This window comes from Pseudomonas sp. GW821-FHT01E05 (genome assembly GCF_059422425.1).
Window position 1 is genome coordinate 123,514 of the sequence record NZ_JBWKWW010000005.1, and the last position, 16,179, is coordinate 139,692.

Consider the following 16,179-nt stretch of genomic DNA (forward strand, 5'->3'; position numbering starts at 1 on the left):
GATGGCATGAGCGGGTTTCTACCGTCTGCGAATGGATAATGGCAGAAGAACAACCTATTGCCGTATCCGGAGTTTGTTGACCGCTACACTGAATCAAGGTTCCCCCGCCTCCGCCTCCAGACGCGACCAAACCTGGCCAGCCACTCCATCATCGCAAGCAGCGGGTCAGCTAACTGCGTTATTACATCCCATCTGACCACCTGTTTGCATTCGCGCTGACTAGCCAATTGCATTAGTGCTGACCATCGATTGCGTCCGACTTGACCAATGCATGTCGAAGAGGCGATTGGCAGAAAACGGCCCAATGCCGAACCAAACACAAATACGCCACTTGAACGAATCACGTCAGCCAACGACGAACGGCATGAGATCACGAGATTCATAACCTGCGAAGTGAGATTACTGGAAGGCCGCGCGGGTCAGGATCCAGGCTTATCTATATCGATTCATCAACTTTACGAGGATTTGTCACGTCGATACACATCCAATAGCGCCTCAAGGGGGTGCCTCAAGGTTCGATCAGCCAGACGCTTGCTCTGACTGCGACACGAGTAACCGGTAGCCAGCGGTTCGCCTTCCCCCAGAACAGCCAGCTGTTGCGCCCATGATTGATCAAAGATCATCCGTGAAGTCTGCTGGTTGCGTGATTCATGGCCGTAAGTACCGGACATCCCGCAACATCCGCTGGCCTCGGTGATCAACGTCAGGCCGGCGCGCTGAAAAACCTGCTCCCATTGTTGACTACTGGCGGGCACATTGGTCTTCTCGGTGCAATGCGCCAACAATCGATAAGGCTTACCCCGGATTGCGGGCTTGTCTCTCGAACTGAGCGCGTCGAGTAACCACTCCTGTGGTAACGCTACATCCGGGCATTGCCCCATGCCTGGGACTTTCAGGTACTCCTGACGGTAAACCAGCGTCATTGCAGGATCCAGACCCACCAGTTGCACACCACACTCGCTGAGGGCCCGCAGCGTTGAGGCGTTACGCAACGCAGCCTTGTTGAAGGCCCCGAGAAAGCCCTGAACATGCAAGGGTTTGCCATTGGCGCTGAAAGGCGCGAGGAACACCTGGTAGCCAAGGGTGGATGCCAGCTCGATAAAGCTGGCCAGCAAAGGTGTTTCAAAATAGCGAGTGAAAGCATCCTGCACTAACACCACGCTAAGACGGCGCTGATCGGCGCTTAAGGCGGCCAAACGCCCCGGTGTTGCCAGTCGCACATTAAAGCGTGTGAGCATCTGGTGAAAACCGAAACGACTGATCAAGGGACTGTCGACCATGCCGATGGAGTGAGCCAACCAGCTGCGGACCAACGAAGCCTGCATCAGAGCGTTATAGAGCCCGGGAACCCGCGCAAAATAAGGAATGGTGAACTCGAGCGAACCGATCAGGTAATCACGCAGCGGCCGAAGATAGCGCCCGTGATATAGCTCGAGAAACCGCGAGCGGAACTCCGGCACATTGACCTTGACGGGGCATTGCCCCGCACAGGACTTGCACGCCAGACAACCGGCCATGGCCTCGTAGACTTCGTGGGAAAAATCCGAGGTTCCCCGGCGCTGCGCGCGACTGTTGCGCCAGCGCTGTGGCAACCGGGTAAAGAAGTTGGGCCGACGCAGCTGGGGCGATAGCAAGTCCACCCCAGCGGCGCCCTGCAGGCGCAACCACTCGCGGATCAACGATGCGCGCCCCTTGGGCGAATGCTCGCGCTGACGGGTCGCCTTCCATGACGGACACATGGCGTCGTCCGGGTCGTAGTTGTAACAGGCACCGTTGCCATTGCAATGCACCGCGGTGCCGTAGCTCTGCCACACGCGCTCATCAATCTGCCGATCCAGCTCACCGCGTAACGTGACTTCGTCGATGCGCAGCAACGACTCTGTGCTATCCAGCGGCGTAGCAATCTTGCCGGGGTTAAGCTGATTGTGAGGATCGAACGCCGATTTCAAGGCCTGTAACGAGGGATACAACTCGCCGAAAAACGCCGGCGCATACTCGGATCGAACACCCTTGCCATGCTCGCCCCAGAGCAAGCCGCCGTAACGTTGAGTCAGTTTCGCTACACCATCGGATATCGGTCGTACCAGCGCAGCCTGGACCGGATCCTTCATGTCCAGAGCCGGGCGTACATGCAGGACCCCTGCGTCGACATGACCGAACATCCCGTATTGCAACCCATAACCGTCCAGCAGCGCACGGAACTCAGCGATATAGTCGGCCAAGTGTTCCGGCGGCACCGCCGTATCTTCCACGAACGGTTGTGGTCGCACTTCACCTTGCACATTGCCAAGCAAACCCACCGCGCGCTTGCGCATGGTGTATACCCGCGTGACGGCTTCACGTCCCGCCGCCAGCGTATGCCCCAAGCGTTCGACACTCTTGTCGGCGCGCATATGCTCGACGAAGCCCGCAACACGATTCTCCACATCCTCAACGCTGTCACCGCTGAACTCCACCAGGTTGATTCCCAGGGTCGGGCGCCCGGGACTCTCGGGAAAGTACTCAGCTACGTTGTGCCAGACGATGTCCTTCATCGCCAGCATCAACACCCTGGAGTCGACCGTTTCGATGGACAAAGGCTTGAGTGCGAGCAAGGCACGAGCATCGCGCAGCGCCTGCATGAAACTGGCGTAACGCACATTGACCAGCACCGAGTACTTCGGGACAGGCAGCACATTGAGCCGCGCCTCGACCACAAATCCTAACGAGCCTTCGGCGCCGCACAGGACACTGTTGAGGTTGAAGCGGCCGTCAGGCTCGCGCAAATGAGCCAGGTCATAGCCCGTCAAACACCGATTGAGTTTGGGGAACACTGCCTTAATCAGTTCGGCCTTTTGCACACTGATGTCCCGAGCCACGCGGTAAACCTCTCCCACGCGATCCTGGCGTGAACAGTGGCGCTGCAAGTCCTCTTGCGTCATCGGATGCGTGCGCAAGCGCTCACCCCCTAGAAGAATGCTGTCCAGCTCCAGCACATGATCGCGGGTCTTGCCGTAGGTACAACTGCCCTGACCGCTGGCGTCGGTGTTGATCATCCCGCCAATGGTGGCGCGATTGGAGGTGGAAAGCTCCGGGGCAAAAAACAGCCCATACGGTTTGAGAGCAGCGTTGAGCTGATCCTTGACCACCCCGGCCTGGACGCGAACCCAGCGTCCCTGAACATCGATCTCCAGGATCGTGTTCATGTGCCGCGAAAGGTCAACCACGATGCCGTCAGTCAGCGATTGGCCATTGGTGCCCGTGCCACCGCCACGGGCGGTGAGTTTGATCTGCCGATTACGCGGCTCGGCGATCAGCCGGGCAACACGGACCACGTCATCGGCATCTTTGGGAAACACCACGGCTTGGGGCAATCGCTGATAAATCGAGTTGTCCGTGGCCAGTACCATGCGACTGGCATAGTCCGCACTGATTTCGCCCTTGAAACCGTAGCCCTTGAGTGCTGTGAGAAAGTCCCGATAGTCGTTCTGGGCCTGAGCTGGTTGCAGCGGGGCGATCATGGCGGGTCACTCTCCCAGGTAAGCTTTCTGGACTTGTTCGTTGTGCAGCAACTCTTGTGCCTGGCCTTCCAGAGCAATACGCCCGCCGTCGATCACATAGGCACGCTGGCAGGTCTGCAAGGCCAGCCTGGCGTTCTGCTCTACCAACAACAGGGTCACGCCGCCCTTGACCACCTCGCGGATGGTCTCGAAGATTTTCTGCACGATGATCGGGGCCAGCCCCATGGACGGCTCATCGAGCAGCAGCAGCTTGGGCTTGCCCATCAGCGCGCGCGAGATGGCCAGCATTTGCTGCTCACCGCCGGACATGGTCCCGGCCAACTGGAACGCCCGCTCCTTGAGTCGCGGAAAAATGCCGAACATGCGTTCGATGTCGGCATGGATCGCCGTTTTACCGTCGTTGCGCGAGAACGCCCCCATCTCAAGGTTTTCATAGACCGTCAACTTGGGAAAAATACCCCGCCCTTCCGGCACCAGCGCCAGGCCTTCGCGAATCAGGTCGTAGCTTTTGATCTTCCCGTGAGCCTTGCCATCGAAAGTGATCTGACCGCCCACCGGGGTGAGCAGTCCCGCCAGGGTCTTCAGGGTGGTGGTCTTGCCTGCGCCGTTGGCACCGATCAAGGCAACCATCTCCCCTTCATTTACATGAAAATCCAGGCCCTTGATCGCCTGAATGGCACCATAGGAAACCTTCAGGTCGCTCACTTCAAGAATACGTTTCATGCTCAAGCCACCGTCTCCGTACCCAAATAGGCCTCGATCACTCGAGGGTCTTTCTGCACTTGCGCCGGCAAGCCATCGGCAATTTTTTTGCCAAACTCCAGGACTGTAACGTGGTCACACAAACCCATGACCAGCTTCACATCGTGCTCGATCAACAGCACGGTTTTGCCGTCCGCCTTCATCTTGCACATCAGCTGTCGCAGCCCTTCGGTCTCCGAAGCGTTCATACCGGCAGCCGGCTCGTCGAGTGCCACCAACAAAGGTTCGGTCGCCAATGCACGGGCGATTTCCAAACGGCGCTGATCGCCGTAGGACAGGTTCTTCGCCAGCTCACCGGCAAACCGGCCTATGCCCACATAGTTCAACCAGTAGCGGGCCGCCTCGTGTATCTCGCGTTCTTCCTGAACACAGCGAGAGGTGCGCAAAATCGCACCAAACACGCCACTGCGGGTACGTACATGACGGCCGATCATGACGTTCTCCAACGCCGTCATATTGTGGAACAAGCGAATGTTCTGGAAGGTTCGCGAGATCCCCGCCTCCACCACTTTGTGGGGCTTGCTGATACGCAAAGGCTTGCCGTTGAACTCCACCTTGCCCTCTTCAGCTCGATACAAGCCGGTGAGCACGTTGAACAAGGTGGTCTTGCCAGCACCGTTGGGCCCGAGCAGGCCACGGATTTCGCCGCGTCTGATACTCAAGTCAATGTTGTGCAGGGCCTGCAGGCCGCCGAAGAATTTGCTGACCGAACGCAACTCCAGCAATACGTCGCTCATACCTTGTTCGCCTCTTTTAACTTGAAATCCTGCGGGGCTGTTGTCAGGTGCGTCGCCGTGCTGTCCAGCGCGGTGTCCATCGCCTGCGGCTCAGGGTCGGCATCATGCAGCTCGGCACGACGACGCTGTGAAGGCCACAGCCCCTCGGGACGGAAGCGCATCACCAGAATCAGCGCCAGGCCGAACACCAACATGCGCAGGGTCGAGGCATCGAGAATGTTGCGCAACACGTCACGGCTGATGAAGGTAACGTTGTCCAGGACGAACGGCTGAACCCAGTTGACCAGGTCGCGGAAGACCTCGGGCATGATCGACAGGATCAAAGCCCCCAGCACCACCCCTCGAATCGAGCCCATTCCGCCCAAAACCACCATGGCCAACACCATGATCGATTCCATCAACGTGAAGGATTCGGGACTGACAAACCCCTGGTAGGCGGAAAACAACGCGCCGGAAACGCCGCCGAACGTGGCGCCCATGGCAAATGCGAGCAACTTGAGGTTACGCTTGTTCAGTCCCATGGCCTCGGCGGCCACTTCGTCTTCGCGCAGTGCCATCCAGGCTCGGCCAATCCGCGAAACTTCGAGACGCTTGGACAAAATGATGGACAGGATCACTACCGCCAGGAAGAACAGGTAATAGCTGATCACCGGCGAGACTTGCAGGCCAAAGACGCTCCATTTGGTTTGCAGCGACAGCAGCGTTTGTGGCGTTTCACCTACTGCGTGGGACCAGGTAGCGCCGTCGATATGCAGCGGCGCGATCCCACTGATGCCCTGGGGGCCGTTGGTGATATTCACCGGTTGATCCAGGTTGTTCATGAAGATGCGGATGATCTCGCCGAACCCCAGGGTCACGATCGCCAGGTAGTCTCCGCGCAGCTTGAGCACCGGCGCGCCGATCAACACCCCGCAGATGGCCGCGAGCACCGCGGCCAACGGAATGATGATCCAGATCGGCCAGTTGAGCACGCCCTCGGTCAAGCCCACCAGGTTCAGGTGCGGCGAGGACAGCAACGCGTACAAATAGGCGCCTATGGCATAGAAACCGATGTAGCCCATATCCAGCAGGCCGGCATACCCGATCACGATATTGAGCCCAAGTGCCAGCAGCACATAGAGCATGGCAAAACCCAGGATGCGTACCCAGGTGGGTCCCAGGAACGGCACCGCATCCACCAGAAAGGGCAAGGCGATGAAAGCCAGAATCAGCAAGGCATATTGTGCGTAGTTGTTTTTCATGTTGGCAGCCTCCTAGGCGCGGTCGGCCTGACGCTCGCCCATTAACCCGTTGGGACGGAACAGCAGCACCAGGATGAGCACCATGAAGGCGAAGATGTCTTGATAGTTGGCACCGAGAAAACCGCCAGTCATTTGCCCGGTGTAGCCCGCCGCAAGGGATTCGATCAGTCCCAGCAGGATGCCACCGGCCATGGCGCCGAACAGGTTTCCGATACCTCCCAGCACCGCAGCGGAAAAAGCCTTGAGCCCCAGCAACAAGCCCATGTAGGCATCTGCCTGACCATAGTTGACCGCACGCATGACACCGGCGACAGCTCCCAGGGACGCACCGATCACGAATGTCGCGGAAATAACCCGGTTGATGTTGATCCCCATCAGCCCGGCGACTTCCTGATTCTGGGCCGTGGCGCGCATCGCCTTGCCCAGCCTGGTCTTGTCCACCAACAACCAGAGCGCAAGCATGATCACCACCGAGATAATCATGATGCTCATTTGCACGTTGGTGATGGTGGCGCCGAACACTTCGATGGGCCGGGTTTCGACTACCTCGGGAAAGGTCTTGTAGCCGCGCCCCCAGATCATCATTGCCAGGTTCTGCAGGAAAATCGAAATACCGATGGCCAGGATCAGCGGCGTCAAACGGGGTGCCTTGCGCAGCGGGCGATAGGCAAACTTTTCCATACCCTGGGCCATGAGCATGCACACCAGCGCCGCGATCATGATGGCGAACAACAGCGTCAGCACTCCCGGTGCGAAGCCGAAACCCGCGAGCATGGTCAACACCGAGATGGTCACCATGGCACCCACCATCACGACCTCGCCATGGGCGAAGTTGATCAGGCCGATAATGCCGTAGACCATGGTGTAGCCCAGGGCGACCAAGGCGTAGATACTGCCCAGCACCAGACCGTTGAGGATCTGCTGCAACAAAATATTGAGATTGGCTTCCACTTGCTGAATCCTCAAAGCTGCGTCGTATCCACCAGCGCGCGCCGGGAACAGCGACGCGGTGACATTCATGGCAGATCAGAAAGAGCTTCTTTTTGTAGTCGCGGGCCTTGGCGGCCCGCTTATTGTTTTGGCTGACGCAGTGGCTTAGTCGCGTGCAACAGAAAGGGTTTTCCACTGACCGCCGGTAAACTGGAAGATGGTCGCAGCGGCGTTCTTCAGGTTGCCGTAATCGTCGAAGGCGATGGTGCCGGTCACACCGTCATAGCTGGAACTCTTGAGTACCGGCAGGTACACCGCCGGTTCGACGGACTGGGCCTTGACCATGGCGCTGATCGCCGCCCAGGTAGCGTCGTAAGCGGCCGGCGAAGACTGCACGACGCCCATACCGAACTTGTCCTTGAGTTTTTGCTCGAACGCCGCGCCCTTGGGCATTTCCTGCAACGGCATGCCGTAGTTCCAGGCGTAGGTGCCTTCGGCGGCGCTGCCGGCCATTTTCTTGAACTCGTCGTTAGGCAGATTGCCGATGTTCATGAATTTGGCTTTCAGGCCCAGGTTCTTCATCTGCTTGGCCATGGGCGCCGCTTGATAGTCCAGCGCCGCGAAGAACACCGCATCGGCCTGCTGGGCTTTGGCGGTGGTGAGGATGGCGTTGAAATCCGTAGCTTTGTCATTGGTGTATTCACGCACCACCACATTACCGCCGGCAGCCTTGACGGCCTTGTTCACTTCATCGGCCAGACCCTGACCATAGGCCGTGCGATCGTCGAAGATCGCAATGCGCTTGGCACCTAGCTGATTGACCAGGTAGTTGCCGGCGTAGCGGCCCAGAGTGGCGTCGTCGTTGACCACGCGGAAAACCGACTTGATGCCCTGACGGGTCAAAGCCGGGTTGGTGGCTGACGGCGAGATTTGCGGGATACCGGCATCACCATAGATTTTCGAAGCCGGAATACTGGTGCCGGAGTTGTAGTGACCGATGACCACTGCCACTTTCGCGTCTACCAGACGCTGAGCGACAGCCGTGCCGGTACGGGGGTCGGCCACATCATCTTCCGACACCAGCTTGAACTCCACCACCTTGTCGCCAATCTTCAGCTTTTGCTGATTGGCCTCTTCTATGGCGATGCTGACGCCATGCTCGACATCAAGACCCTGGTGACCGGACGGACCTGTCAACGGACCGGCGAAGCCGATCTTGACCTGCTCAGTATCGGCAGCCGCGGCGGACCCAACACTCAGGATGGCAGCCATAGCTACGGTGAGCGCTGTAAAGCCCAGGTTATGTTTACGCATATTCCCCTCCCAGAAATCATCGGACAAACGAATTAAGCACGTTGGCGTGCAAGTCTTCTTTTCCACATCCGGGCCCTTTCACGGCAACCAGACCTTATTCGGGACATCTCACTGCAAGTGCGTAGGCCATTCGCCGGCGCACTTGTAAGATAACAGTCAGCAGGCAACTGTCAATAGGTGTATGCTTGGGTCGAGTGAAAATGGCGATGACGGCGCAAACAGCGTTGAACAACCCACTGATGCGATGCCGACTCGGCCCGAATTCCTGACCATTCGCACCATCACAGGTCAGTTATTTGATAACCTATAAGAAGTCAGTCTTTGCCTGAATCAAGGCGTATTCAAAACGGCCACGGCCGTGTTTGACTGAACCCCGTGACCTGTTCAACCATCCACGCTTGGGTGAACACCCCCCGTTTTCAGGAGCAACACATATGAACGCGACCCTCGGTACGCGAAGGGCCAATCTGGCGGAGACAGTGATCAAGGAACTGTCCAACCGCATTGATGTAGGCACCTATGGACCGGGCCAGAAGCTGCCGTCCGAACAGGAGCTGTGCAAGGAATTCAACGTCAGCCGCCCGGTAATCCGCGAAGCAGTAGCCTCCCTCCGCTTGGGCGGACGCCTGCTCGCCCGCCAGGGCGTCGGAGTGTTCGTGGTCGAGCAGGATGTGAAGCGCATCGGCTATGCCTTGAGCAGCGCTGTCGATGATGTGCGCGCAGCCGCCCACGTGCTGGAACTGCGCCTGGGCGTCGAAACCGAATCGGTGGCTCGCGCAGCCGAACGCCGCAGTCCGACCAGCATGGCGCAGATCACCGAAGCATTTGACCGATTCAACGCGCTGGACGGAAGCGACCTGGAAGAGGAAGCCAAGGCCGACTTCGAGTTTCACCTGGCGATTGCCCGAGCCACCAACAACCCGCACTTCTCGCAACTGCTCGAAGCCCTGGGGCCGGACATCATTTTCGATTTGCACCTCAAGCACGGCCAATCCACCGGCAAGAGCCGCCTGGCCCACATCAAGAAAATCGGCCGCGAACACGGCGCGATTCTCTCGGCCATTACCATGGGTGATGTCAGCGGCGCGCGCTCGGCACTGCGCAAGCACCTCGAAGAAAGCCTGTCTCGCTACCAGCGATTGGTCGACAGCGGAGAGTAATCTCCGCTTCCTTCCTGCATTAGCCCAGGCCCAGGCAGACGTATTTGATCTCCAGATAGTCCTCGATCCCGTAACGCGACCCTTCGCGCCCCAGACCCGAGGACTTCACACCACCGAACGGAGCGACCTCGGTCGCCAGCACGCCGACATTGACGCCGACCATGCCGTACTCCAGTGCCTCGGACACACGCCAGACCCGCCCCAGATCGCGAGCATAGAGATAGCACGCCAGGCCAAATTCGGTGGCATTGGCCAGGGCGATTACCTCCTCCTCGGTGCTGAAGCGGAAAAGCGGCGCCACCGGGCCAAAAATCTCTTCCTGTGCCACACGCATGTCCGCCGTCACATCCGCCAACAAGGTCGGTTCGAAGAAGGAGCCACCCAAGGCATGGCGCTTGCCGCCCGCCACCACACGCGCTCCGGACTCCCGAGCCTGGGCCACCATGGCCTCAACACCCGCAACAGCCTTGCCATCGATCATCGGGCCGACGGTCGTTTCCGCTTGCGTCCCCTCGCCCACCACCAGCCCGGCGACCTTGGCCGCGAACTTCTCCACAAAGCGATCGTAGACACCCTCCTGGATGTAAAAGCGGTTGGCACACACGCAGGTCTGTCCCGAGTTACGGAACTTGGCGATCAATGCACCTTCGACGGCTGCGTCCAGGTCGGCATCATCGAACACAATGAACGGTGCATTGCCACCCAATTCCAGAGTGACTTTCTTGACCGTGGCTGCGCATTGCTCCAGCAGCTGAATACCTACGGGAGTGGACCCGGTGAAGGACAGCTTGCGCACCACCGCACTGGACGTCAGCTCGCCGCCGATGGCGGCTGAATCGCCGGTCACCACGCTCAGCACACCACGGGGAATCCCCGCCCGCTCGGCCAGCACGCACAACGCCAGGGCACTGTAAGGCGTTTGCGACGCGGGCTTGAGCACCAGCGTGCAACCAGCCGCCAAGGCCGGCGCGGCCTTACGCGTGATCATGGCCGCCGGGAAGTTCCAAGGCGTAATGGCTGCGCATACACCAATCGGCTCCTTGGTCACCAGCAATCGGCGATCGGCATTGGGCGAAGGAATGATGTCTCCGTAAATGCGCTTTCCCTCTTCGGCGTACCACTCCACGTAGGCCGCGGCAAACGCGACTTCGCCGCGCGATTCTGCCAAGGGCTTGCCTTGTTCGGCGGTCATGATCTGCGCCAGGTCCTCCTGGTGCAGCATGATTTCGCGAAACCAGGCCTGCAGGCGTGCCGCCCGCTCTTTCGCCGTCAGTGCACGCCAGGCAGGCAGGGCCGCCTCGGCGGCAGCGATGGCGCGGCGGGTTTCATTCACGCCCATGCGCGGAATACTGCCCAAGCGCTCACCCGTCGCAGGATTGGTGACATCGATTGTCTGGCCGCTATCGGCCGCAATCCAGCTTCCATCGATATAGCAACGTTCACGCAACAGTTGAGGGTCGGCAAGTTTCATGCTGATGGACTCACATAAATCAGGGGCGAAAAAAGACGGGGGGACGGCTGTCCACCCCGCCCGAGGGAAATCAGAGAGAAGCGAGGGCCTTTTCGCGGATCTGGCTCAAGGTCATGCGCGGCGTCAGGGCTTCGGGGTCCACCTGCACCTCGATCAGTGCAGGTTTGCCCGAGGCCACGCAGCGCTCGAAGGCTGCGGCGAACTCTTCGGTCGCCACCACCGTCTCGCCATGAAACCCATAGGAACGGGCCAGAGCGGCGAAATCCGGGTTGTGCAGCTCAGTACCACTGACGCGACCCGGGTAACTGCGCTCCTGGTGCATGCGGATGGTGCCGTACATACCGTTGTTGACCACAATCACGATCAGCCGGGCATCGTAGTTCGCCGCTGTCGCCAACTCCTGCCCGTTCATCAGGAAGCAGCCGTCACCCGCGAAGGCCACCACCATACGATCCGGCGCAGTGATTTTCGCTGCCACCGCAGCCGGCACCCCATAGCCCATAGAACCGTTGGTAGGCCCCAGCAGAGTGCGGAAGGTGCGGTGTTGATAGCCACGATGCAGCCATCCGGTGTAGTTGCCGGCACCACAGGTAAGCACGCTGTCATGAGGCAGACGCTTGTTCAGCCAGGCGATAACCTCGCTCATCTGCACGGGCCCCGGCGACGGCGGACAGTCGAAATTGGCACGATAACCGCGATTGAGCCTGGCCACCCAATCACTGAAAGCCTGGGGTTTGACTGCCGAGAGGCCGGCGGCTTGGGCGGCGAAGATTTTCATCCCGGCATTGATCGCCAGCACCGGCTGATAAACCCGCCCCAGCTCCTCGATACCGGCATGTATATGCACCAGCTTCTGCTTCGGAACCGGAATATCCACCAAGGAGTAGCCGCCGGTGCTCATCTCGCCCAGACGCGCTCCCACCACCAGCAACAGGTCGGCGTTCTTTACCGCCTCCACCAGTTCTGGCCCAGCGGCCAGGCCCAGATCACCGGCGTAGTTAGGCAAGGTGTTGTTGAACAGATCCTGGCAACGGAACGACGCCGCCACCGGCAGATTCTGCGTCTCGATAAAGCTGCGGATATCCTCCACAGCTTCAGCACTCCACCCCCCGCCACCCAGCACCACCAGTGGACGCTGAGCTTCGCCGATCAGGCTTTGCAGTTGCGTCAGCGCTGCGGGCGATGCCGCAGGTTCGATAGACTGGGCAGGCCCGGCATCCGCCACGTCAACCAGATCGGTTAGCATATCTTCGGGCAAGGCCACCACCACCGGCCCCGGCCGGCCGTTGGTGGCGCGATGGAATGCCTGGCTGAGCAGCTCCGGCAGGCGGGCCGCGTCATCCACTTCCACGACCCACTTGGCCATTTGACCGAACATGCGCCGGTAGTCGATTTCCTGGAACGCCTCGCGTTCGACCTGATCGCGAGCCACCTGACCGATAAAAAGGATCATCGGCGTCGAGTCCTGGAACGCGGTGTGCACGCCAACCGAAGCGTTGGTCGCTCCAGGCCCACGAGTCACGAAGCAGATACCCGGCTTGCCGGTCAGCTTGCCATAGGCTTCGGCCATATAGGCCGCGCCACCTTCCTGGCGACACACGATCAGCTCGATATCGTCCTTGGCGTCATGCAACGCATCGAGCACTGCCAGATAACTTTCACCCGGGACACAAAAAGCACGCTCGACACCATTGATCCGCAAGGCATCGACCAACACTTGCCCACCACTGCGCAGCGCCGTGGATGTTTTGTTCATGATCTTATTCTCCATCAGGCTGATCGGTCAGATGACCGAGTCTTCCAAAAAGGGCCGGTTTTCCACGACGCGTTCGTAGGACAAGGCGCTCAGGTCAAGGCTGCGGTAGGCACCGTAGGTGATCAGCTCACTGAGGCCACGCCCGATGGCGGGCGCCTGTTGCAAGCCGTGACCGCTGAAGCCGTTGCAGAATAGAAAGTTGCGCACCTCGCTGTGGGGGCCGACGATGGCGTTGTGGTCCAGCACGCAGAAGTCGTAATGCCCGGCCCAGGAGTTGACGACCTTGATCGCCTCGAACGTCGGCACCCGCTCGGCGAGAATCGGCCACACTTCTTCGTCGAACTCGTCGTGCAGCACGTCGAAGTCGTTGACGTCCACTTCCGGGTCGACTTTCGGATAGGTACCCCCCAGATAAAGATGCCCTTCGGGGCGAAAGAACACGCCCGTCGGGTCGATGGTCAGCGGCACCACACCGGTCAGCGGTGTATGGCAGTCGAAGACGAACAGCGAACGGCGGCGAGCCTCCACCGGAATTTGCAGACCGGCCATACGCGCAACCTTGGGCCCACGGGTGCCCGCCGTGTTGACCAGCGTCTGGCAACCGATGCGCTCACCACTGGCCAGACGCACGCCAGTAATCAGATCGCCCGTACGCAACACTTCGACCACTTCGTTCTCGATGTACTCGATCCCCAGGGAGCGCGCCTTCTTGCGAAAGCCGTTGAGCATGCCGTAGCTGTCGAACCAGCCTTCGCCGGTTTGACCGAAACTGGCGCCGGCCAGACTGTCCGGGTTGATCCAGGGAAAGCGCTCAATCAATTGCTGCGGATCAAGCATGAGCACATCGGCGCCATGCTCCACCTGCGTACCGTGCAAGCGCTCCAGCACTTCGTAGCCGCGCTGGTCCGCCAGGAACAGGTAGCCGTTCTCCCGGAATGCCAGGTCCGGCTTGTCGCCATTGACCTCCATGGTCTCGGGGAAGGCCCGCACAAACTCGGCACCGAATTTGGAAATCTGAATGTTGATCGGGTTGGAAAACTGCTGCCGAATCGAGCTGCTGGACAACGCCGTCGCCGATTGGGCGTAGGTCCAGTCACGCTCGATCACCAATACAGAACCGGTGAAATCCGGGTTAGTAGCGAGAAAATACGCGGTGGCGCTGCCGTTGACGGCGCCGCCCACGATAACCACATCGTAGTGTTGCTGGGTTGCTGTCGAAGCCATGGCTCGGACCTCTGAAAAGGTGGTAAGTAAGCGTTATTTCGGATCTTCAAAATGACCGGCACCGGCGAAGTTACCGCCGTGATAGCGAGCAGCCGGTTCATAGGCGTCCAATGGCGGATGGTTGGCCAGGACCTTCTCGCGGAAGTCGTCGGCGCTGTCCTTCGCCACATAACCCAGGGACGACGCCATACGGTTGTCCCACAGACACTCACGGTTGGCGGACATGCCGTACACGATCATGTGGCCGACTCGCGGCGCATTCAGCGAACGCTCGACCAGTTGGGCGAAGTCGCCAAAGGACAACCAGGTCGCCAGCATGCGGCGGTCCAGTGGCTCCTCGAAGGAGGAACCGATACGCAGGTTCACCGACTCCACGCCAAACTTGTCCCAGTAATAGCGCCCCAGATCCTCGGCAAAGCACTTGCTGACTCCATACAGGCTGTCCGGACGATGGGGAACGCTGGCATCAATGGTTTCGGTGCGGTCGTAGAAACCGATGGCGTGATTGGAGCTGGTGTAGATCACCCGCTTCACGCCATGCTGACGCGCGGCCTCATAAATGTTGTAGGTACCGACGATGTTGCCGTTGAGGATCGACTCGAAGGTGTTCTCCAGCGGCACGCCACCGGCATGAATGATGGCGTCCACGCCTTCGGCCAGCGGCAGGACATCGCAGAAGTTAGCCAGATCGCAACGCACCAGTTCTTCGTGAGCTGCGGCCTCACCCATATCGGCAATATCGGTCAGGCGCAGGACATCGGCGTACTCGCCCAGATGAGCACGCAAGACGCGCCCCAGGCGGCCGGCGGCGCCGGTAATCAACAGTCGTTTGAAGGGCTTGCTCATGATGAAAGTCTCAAATGAGTAAAGGGAGCGGCGCTTACTTCAGCGCCGCCAGTGCCTCGCGCAACTGCACAATGGCCTGCTCAAGTTGTTCACGTGATGTAGCGAAAGACAGACGGATATAGGGCTCCAAACCAAAGGCCGAGCCCGGCACGGTCGCCACCTTGCCCACCCGTAGCAGGTAGCTGGCCAGGTCGGTATCTGTTTCGATCACTTGCCCCTGCGGTGTACGCTTGCCGATAAAGGCGGCACATTTGGGGAACGCGTAGAACGCCCCTTCCGGCATCTGCAGCTCAAGACCTTCGATCGCGGACAGCCCTTTGACTACCAGCGCACCCCGCGCCTGGTACTCACGGTTGGCATCACGCACAAAATCCTGAGGCCCGTCCAACGCAGCGGCCGCCGCCAGTTGCGAGATCGCCGACGGACAGGTCGTGGTCTGCGACTGGGTCTTGTTCATGGCCACGATCAGTTCCTTGGGACCTGCCGCGTAACCCAGGCGGTAGCCGGTCATGGCATAGGCCTTGGATACCCCATTGATCAGCAGCGTGCGCTCACGCAGGCCGGGACAGGCGATAACAAAGGGCACGAAAGGCTTGTCGCCGAGAATAATGTGCTCATAAATTTCGTCGGAAATGACCAGCACCCGCGGGTGCTTTTCCAGTACCGCGCCCAGGGCCGCGAATTCTTCCCGGGTGTAGATCGCGCCGCACGGATTGTTCGGCGAGTTAAGCATCAGCCAGCGGGTTTTAGGGGTAATGGCCGCTTCGAGGCGCGCCGCATCCAGCTTGAAACCGTACTCGGAACCGCAAGGAATAACTTTGGGCACGCCGCCGTTGAGCAACACCATATCGGTGTAAGACACCCAATACGGCGCTGGCGTAATCACTTCGTCGCCGGGTTCCAGTGTCGCGAGAAAGGCATTGAACAGTAGCTGCTTGGCGCCATTGGCCACGCAGATCTCGTCCAGGCCATAAATCAGGTCGTTTTCCCGGGCGAACTTGCCTACGATGGCCTGGCGCAGCTCGTCAAAGCCATTCGGCGCGGTGTAATGGTTGTGCCCGCTGAGCATGGCCTGGTGAGCGGCTTCAATCACGTGGGCCGGGGTATTGAAATCCGGTTCTCCGAGACTGAGGTTGATCACCGGCTCGCCTTGGGCAAGCATTTTCTTGGCAAGGACCGACACCGCCATACTGGGCGAACTTTTGACTGTCCTGACCCGTGAACTCTGAAATTCCATG

The 16,179-nt window shown here is 59.5% G+C and carries 12 protein-coding genes; 1 reads left to right on the forward strand and 11 read right to left on the reverse strand.

The features are described 5' to 3' along the window. Nucleotides 1-455: 455 nt before the first annotated feature. From ydiJ to AC07W5_RS12435, 6 genes are all read right to left on the reverse strand, one after another. Complete coding sequence (gene ydiJ / locus AC07W5_RS12410; protein WP_495023484.1) at nucleotides 456-3,500, reverse strand: D-2-hydroxyglutarate dehydrogenase YdiJ; 3,045 nt, start codon at nucleotides 3,498-3,500, stop codon at nucleotides 456-458. Between the two features lie 6 nt (nucleotides 3,501-3,506). Further along, nucleotides 3,507-4,223, reverse strand: a complete 717-nt coding sequence (locus AC07W5_RS12415; RefSeq protein ID WP_494993122.1) for an ABC transporter ATP-binding protein — start codon at nucleotides 4,221-4,223, stop codon at nucleotides 3,507-3,509. Nucleotides 4,224-4,225: 2 nt separating this feature from the next. Next, a complete protein-coding gene (locus AC07W5_RS12420) occupies nucleotides 4,226-4,999 on the reverse strand; it encodes an ABC transporter ATP-binding protein (RefSeq protein WP_494993123.1) in 774 nt (257 codons plus the stop codon). Continuing rightward, nucleotides 4,996-6,240 carry an ABC transporter permease subunit gene (locus tag AC07W5_RS12425; protein WP_494993124.1) on the reverse strand — a complete coding sequence of 415 codons (1,245 nt, stop codon included), beginning with the start codon at nucleotides 6,238-6,240 and terminating at the stop codon, nucleotides 4,996-4,998. Before AC07W5_RS12425 ends, AC07W5_RS12420 begins: the two co-directional genes overlap by 4 nt. Nucleotides 6,241-6,252: 12 nt before the next feature. Then, complete coding sequence (locus AC07W5_RS12430) at nucleotides 6,253-7,191, reverse strand: branched-chain amino acid ABC transporter permease (protein WP_494993125.1); 939 nt, start codon at nucleotides 7,189-7,191, stop codon at nucleotides 6,253-6,255. A gap of 144 nt (nucleotides 7,192-7,335) precedes the next feature. After that, nucleotides 7,336-8,484 carry a branched-chain amino acid ABC transporter substrate-binding protein gene (locus tag AC07W5_RS12435; protein WP_495023485.1) on the reverse strand — a complete coding sequence of 383 codons (1,149 nt, stop codon included), beginning with the start codon at nucleotides 8,482-8,484 and terminating at the stop codon, nucleotides 7,336-7,338. Nucleotides 8,485-8,918: 434 nt separating this feature from the next. Here AC07W5_RS12435 and AC07W5_RS12440 point away from each other — a divergent pair, with 434 nt between their 5' ends. Beyond that, nucleotides 8,919-9,644 (forward strand): FadR/GntR family transcriptional regulator, encoded by a 726-nt coding sequence (locus AC07W5_RS12440; protein ID WP_494993127.1) that lies wholly within the window; start codon nucleotides 8,919-8,921, stop codon nucleotides 9,642-9,644. 19 nt (nucleotides 9,645-9,663) lie between these two features. Here the strand turns inward: AC07W5_RS12440 and gabD are convergent, their stop codons facing one another. From gabD to AC07W5_RS12465, 5 genes are all read right to left on the reverse strand, one after another. Beyond that, nucleotides 9,664-11,115 carry an NADP-dependent succinate-semialdehyde dehydrogenase gene (gene gabD, locus AC07W5_RS12445; protein WP_495023486.1) on the reverse strand — a complete coding sequence of 484 codons (1,452 nt, stop codon included), beginning with the start codon at nucleotides 11,113-11,115 and terminating at the stop codon, nucleotides 9,664-9,666. A 70-nt stretch (nucleotides 11,116-11,185) separates the two neighbouring features. Next, entirely contained in the window at nucleotides 11,186-12,871 is a 1,686-nt protein-coding gene (locus AC07W5_RS12450; protein ID WP_494993129.1) for a thiamine pyrophosphate-binding protein, read from the reverse strand. Nucleotides 12,872-12,898: 27 nt separating this feature from the next. Further along, the gene (locus tag AC07W5_RS12455) at nucleotides 12,899-14,095 is read right to left on the reverse strand and encodes an NAD(P)/FAD-dependent oxidoreductase (RefSeq protein ID WP_495023487.1); all 1,197 of its coding nucleotides are present in this window, start codon (nucleotides 14,093-14,095) and stop codon (nucleotides 12,899-12,901) included. A gap of 33 nt (nucleotides 14,096-14,128) precedes the next feature. Then, nucleotides 14,129-14,941 carry an NAD-dependent epimerase/dehydratase family protein gene (locus tag AC07W5_RS12460; protein WP_495023488.1) on the reverse strand — a complete coding sequence of 271 codons (813 nt, stop codon included), beginning with the start codon at nucleotides 14,939-14,941 and terminating at the stop codon, nucleotides 14,129-14,131. Between the two features lie 34 nt (nucleotides 14,942-14,975). Then, nucleotides 14,976-16,178, reverse strand: a complete 1,203-nt coding sequence (locus tag AC07W5_RS12465) for a pyridoxal phosphate-dependent aminotransferase (RefSeq protein WP_494993132.1) — start codon at nucleotides 16,176-16,178, stop codon at nucleotides 14,976-14,978. Between the last annotated feature and the right edge of the window lies 1 nt (nucleotide 16,179).

What these genes read in the sequence shown, in the direction of transcription:
- ydiJ (WP_495023484.1), bottom strand. Translation starts at nt 3,500, where the DNA reads ATGATCGCCCCGCTGCAACCAGCTCAGGCCCAGAACGACTATCGGGAC.
- AC07W5_RS12415 (WP_494993122.1), bottom strand. Translation starts at nt 4,223, where the DNA reads ATGAAACGTATTCTTGAAGTGAGCGACCTGAAGGTTTCCTATGGTGCC.
- AC07W5_RS12420 (WP_494993123.1), bottom strand. Translation starts at nt 4,999, where the DNA reads ATGAGCGACGTATTGCTGGAGTTGCGTTCGGTCAGCAAATTCTTCGGC.
- AC07W5_RS12425 (WP_494993124.1), bottom strand. Translation starts at nt 6,240, where the DNA reads ATGAAAAACAACTACGCACAATATGCCTTGCTGATTCTGGCTTTCATC.
- AC07W5_RS12435 (WP_495023485.1), bottom strand. Translation starts at nt 8,484, where the DNA reads ATGCGTAAACATAACCTGGGCTTTACAGCGCTCACCGTAGCTATGGCT.
- AC07W5_RS12440 (WP_494993127.1), top strand. Translation starts at nt 8,919, where the DNA reads ATGAACGCGACCCTCGGTACGCGAAGGGCCAATCTGGCGGAGACAGTG.
- gabD (WP_495023486.1), bottom strand. Translation starts at nt 11,115, where the DNA reads ATGAAACTTGCCGACCCTCAACTGTTGCGTGAACGTTGCTATATCGAT.
- AC07W5_RS12450 (WP_494993129.1), bottom strand. Translation starts at nt 12,871, where the DNA reads ATGAACAAAACATCCACGGCGCTGCGCAGTGGTGGGCAAGTGTTGGTC.
- AC07W5_RS12455 (WP_495023487.1), bottom strand. Translation starts at nt 14,095, where the DNA reads ATGGCTTCGACAGCAACCCAGCAACACTACGATGTGGTTATCGTGGGC.
- AC07W5_RS12460 (WP_495023488.1), bottom strand. Translation starts at nt 14,941, where the DNA reads ATGAGCAAGCCCTTCAAACGACTGTTGATTACCGGCGCCGCCGGCCGC.
- AC07W5_RS12465 (WP_494993132.1), bottom strand. Translation starts at nt 16,178, where the DNA reads ATGGAATTTCAGAGTTCACGGGTCAGGACAGTCAAAAGTTCGCCCAGT.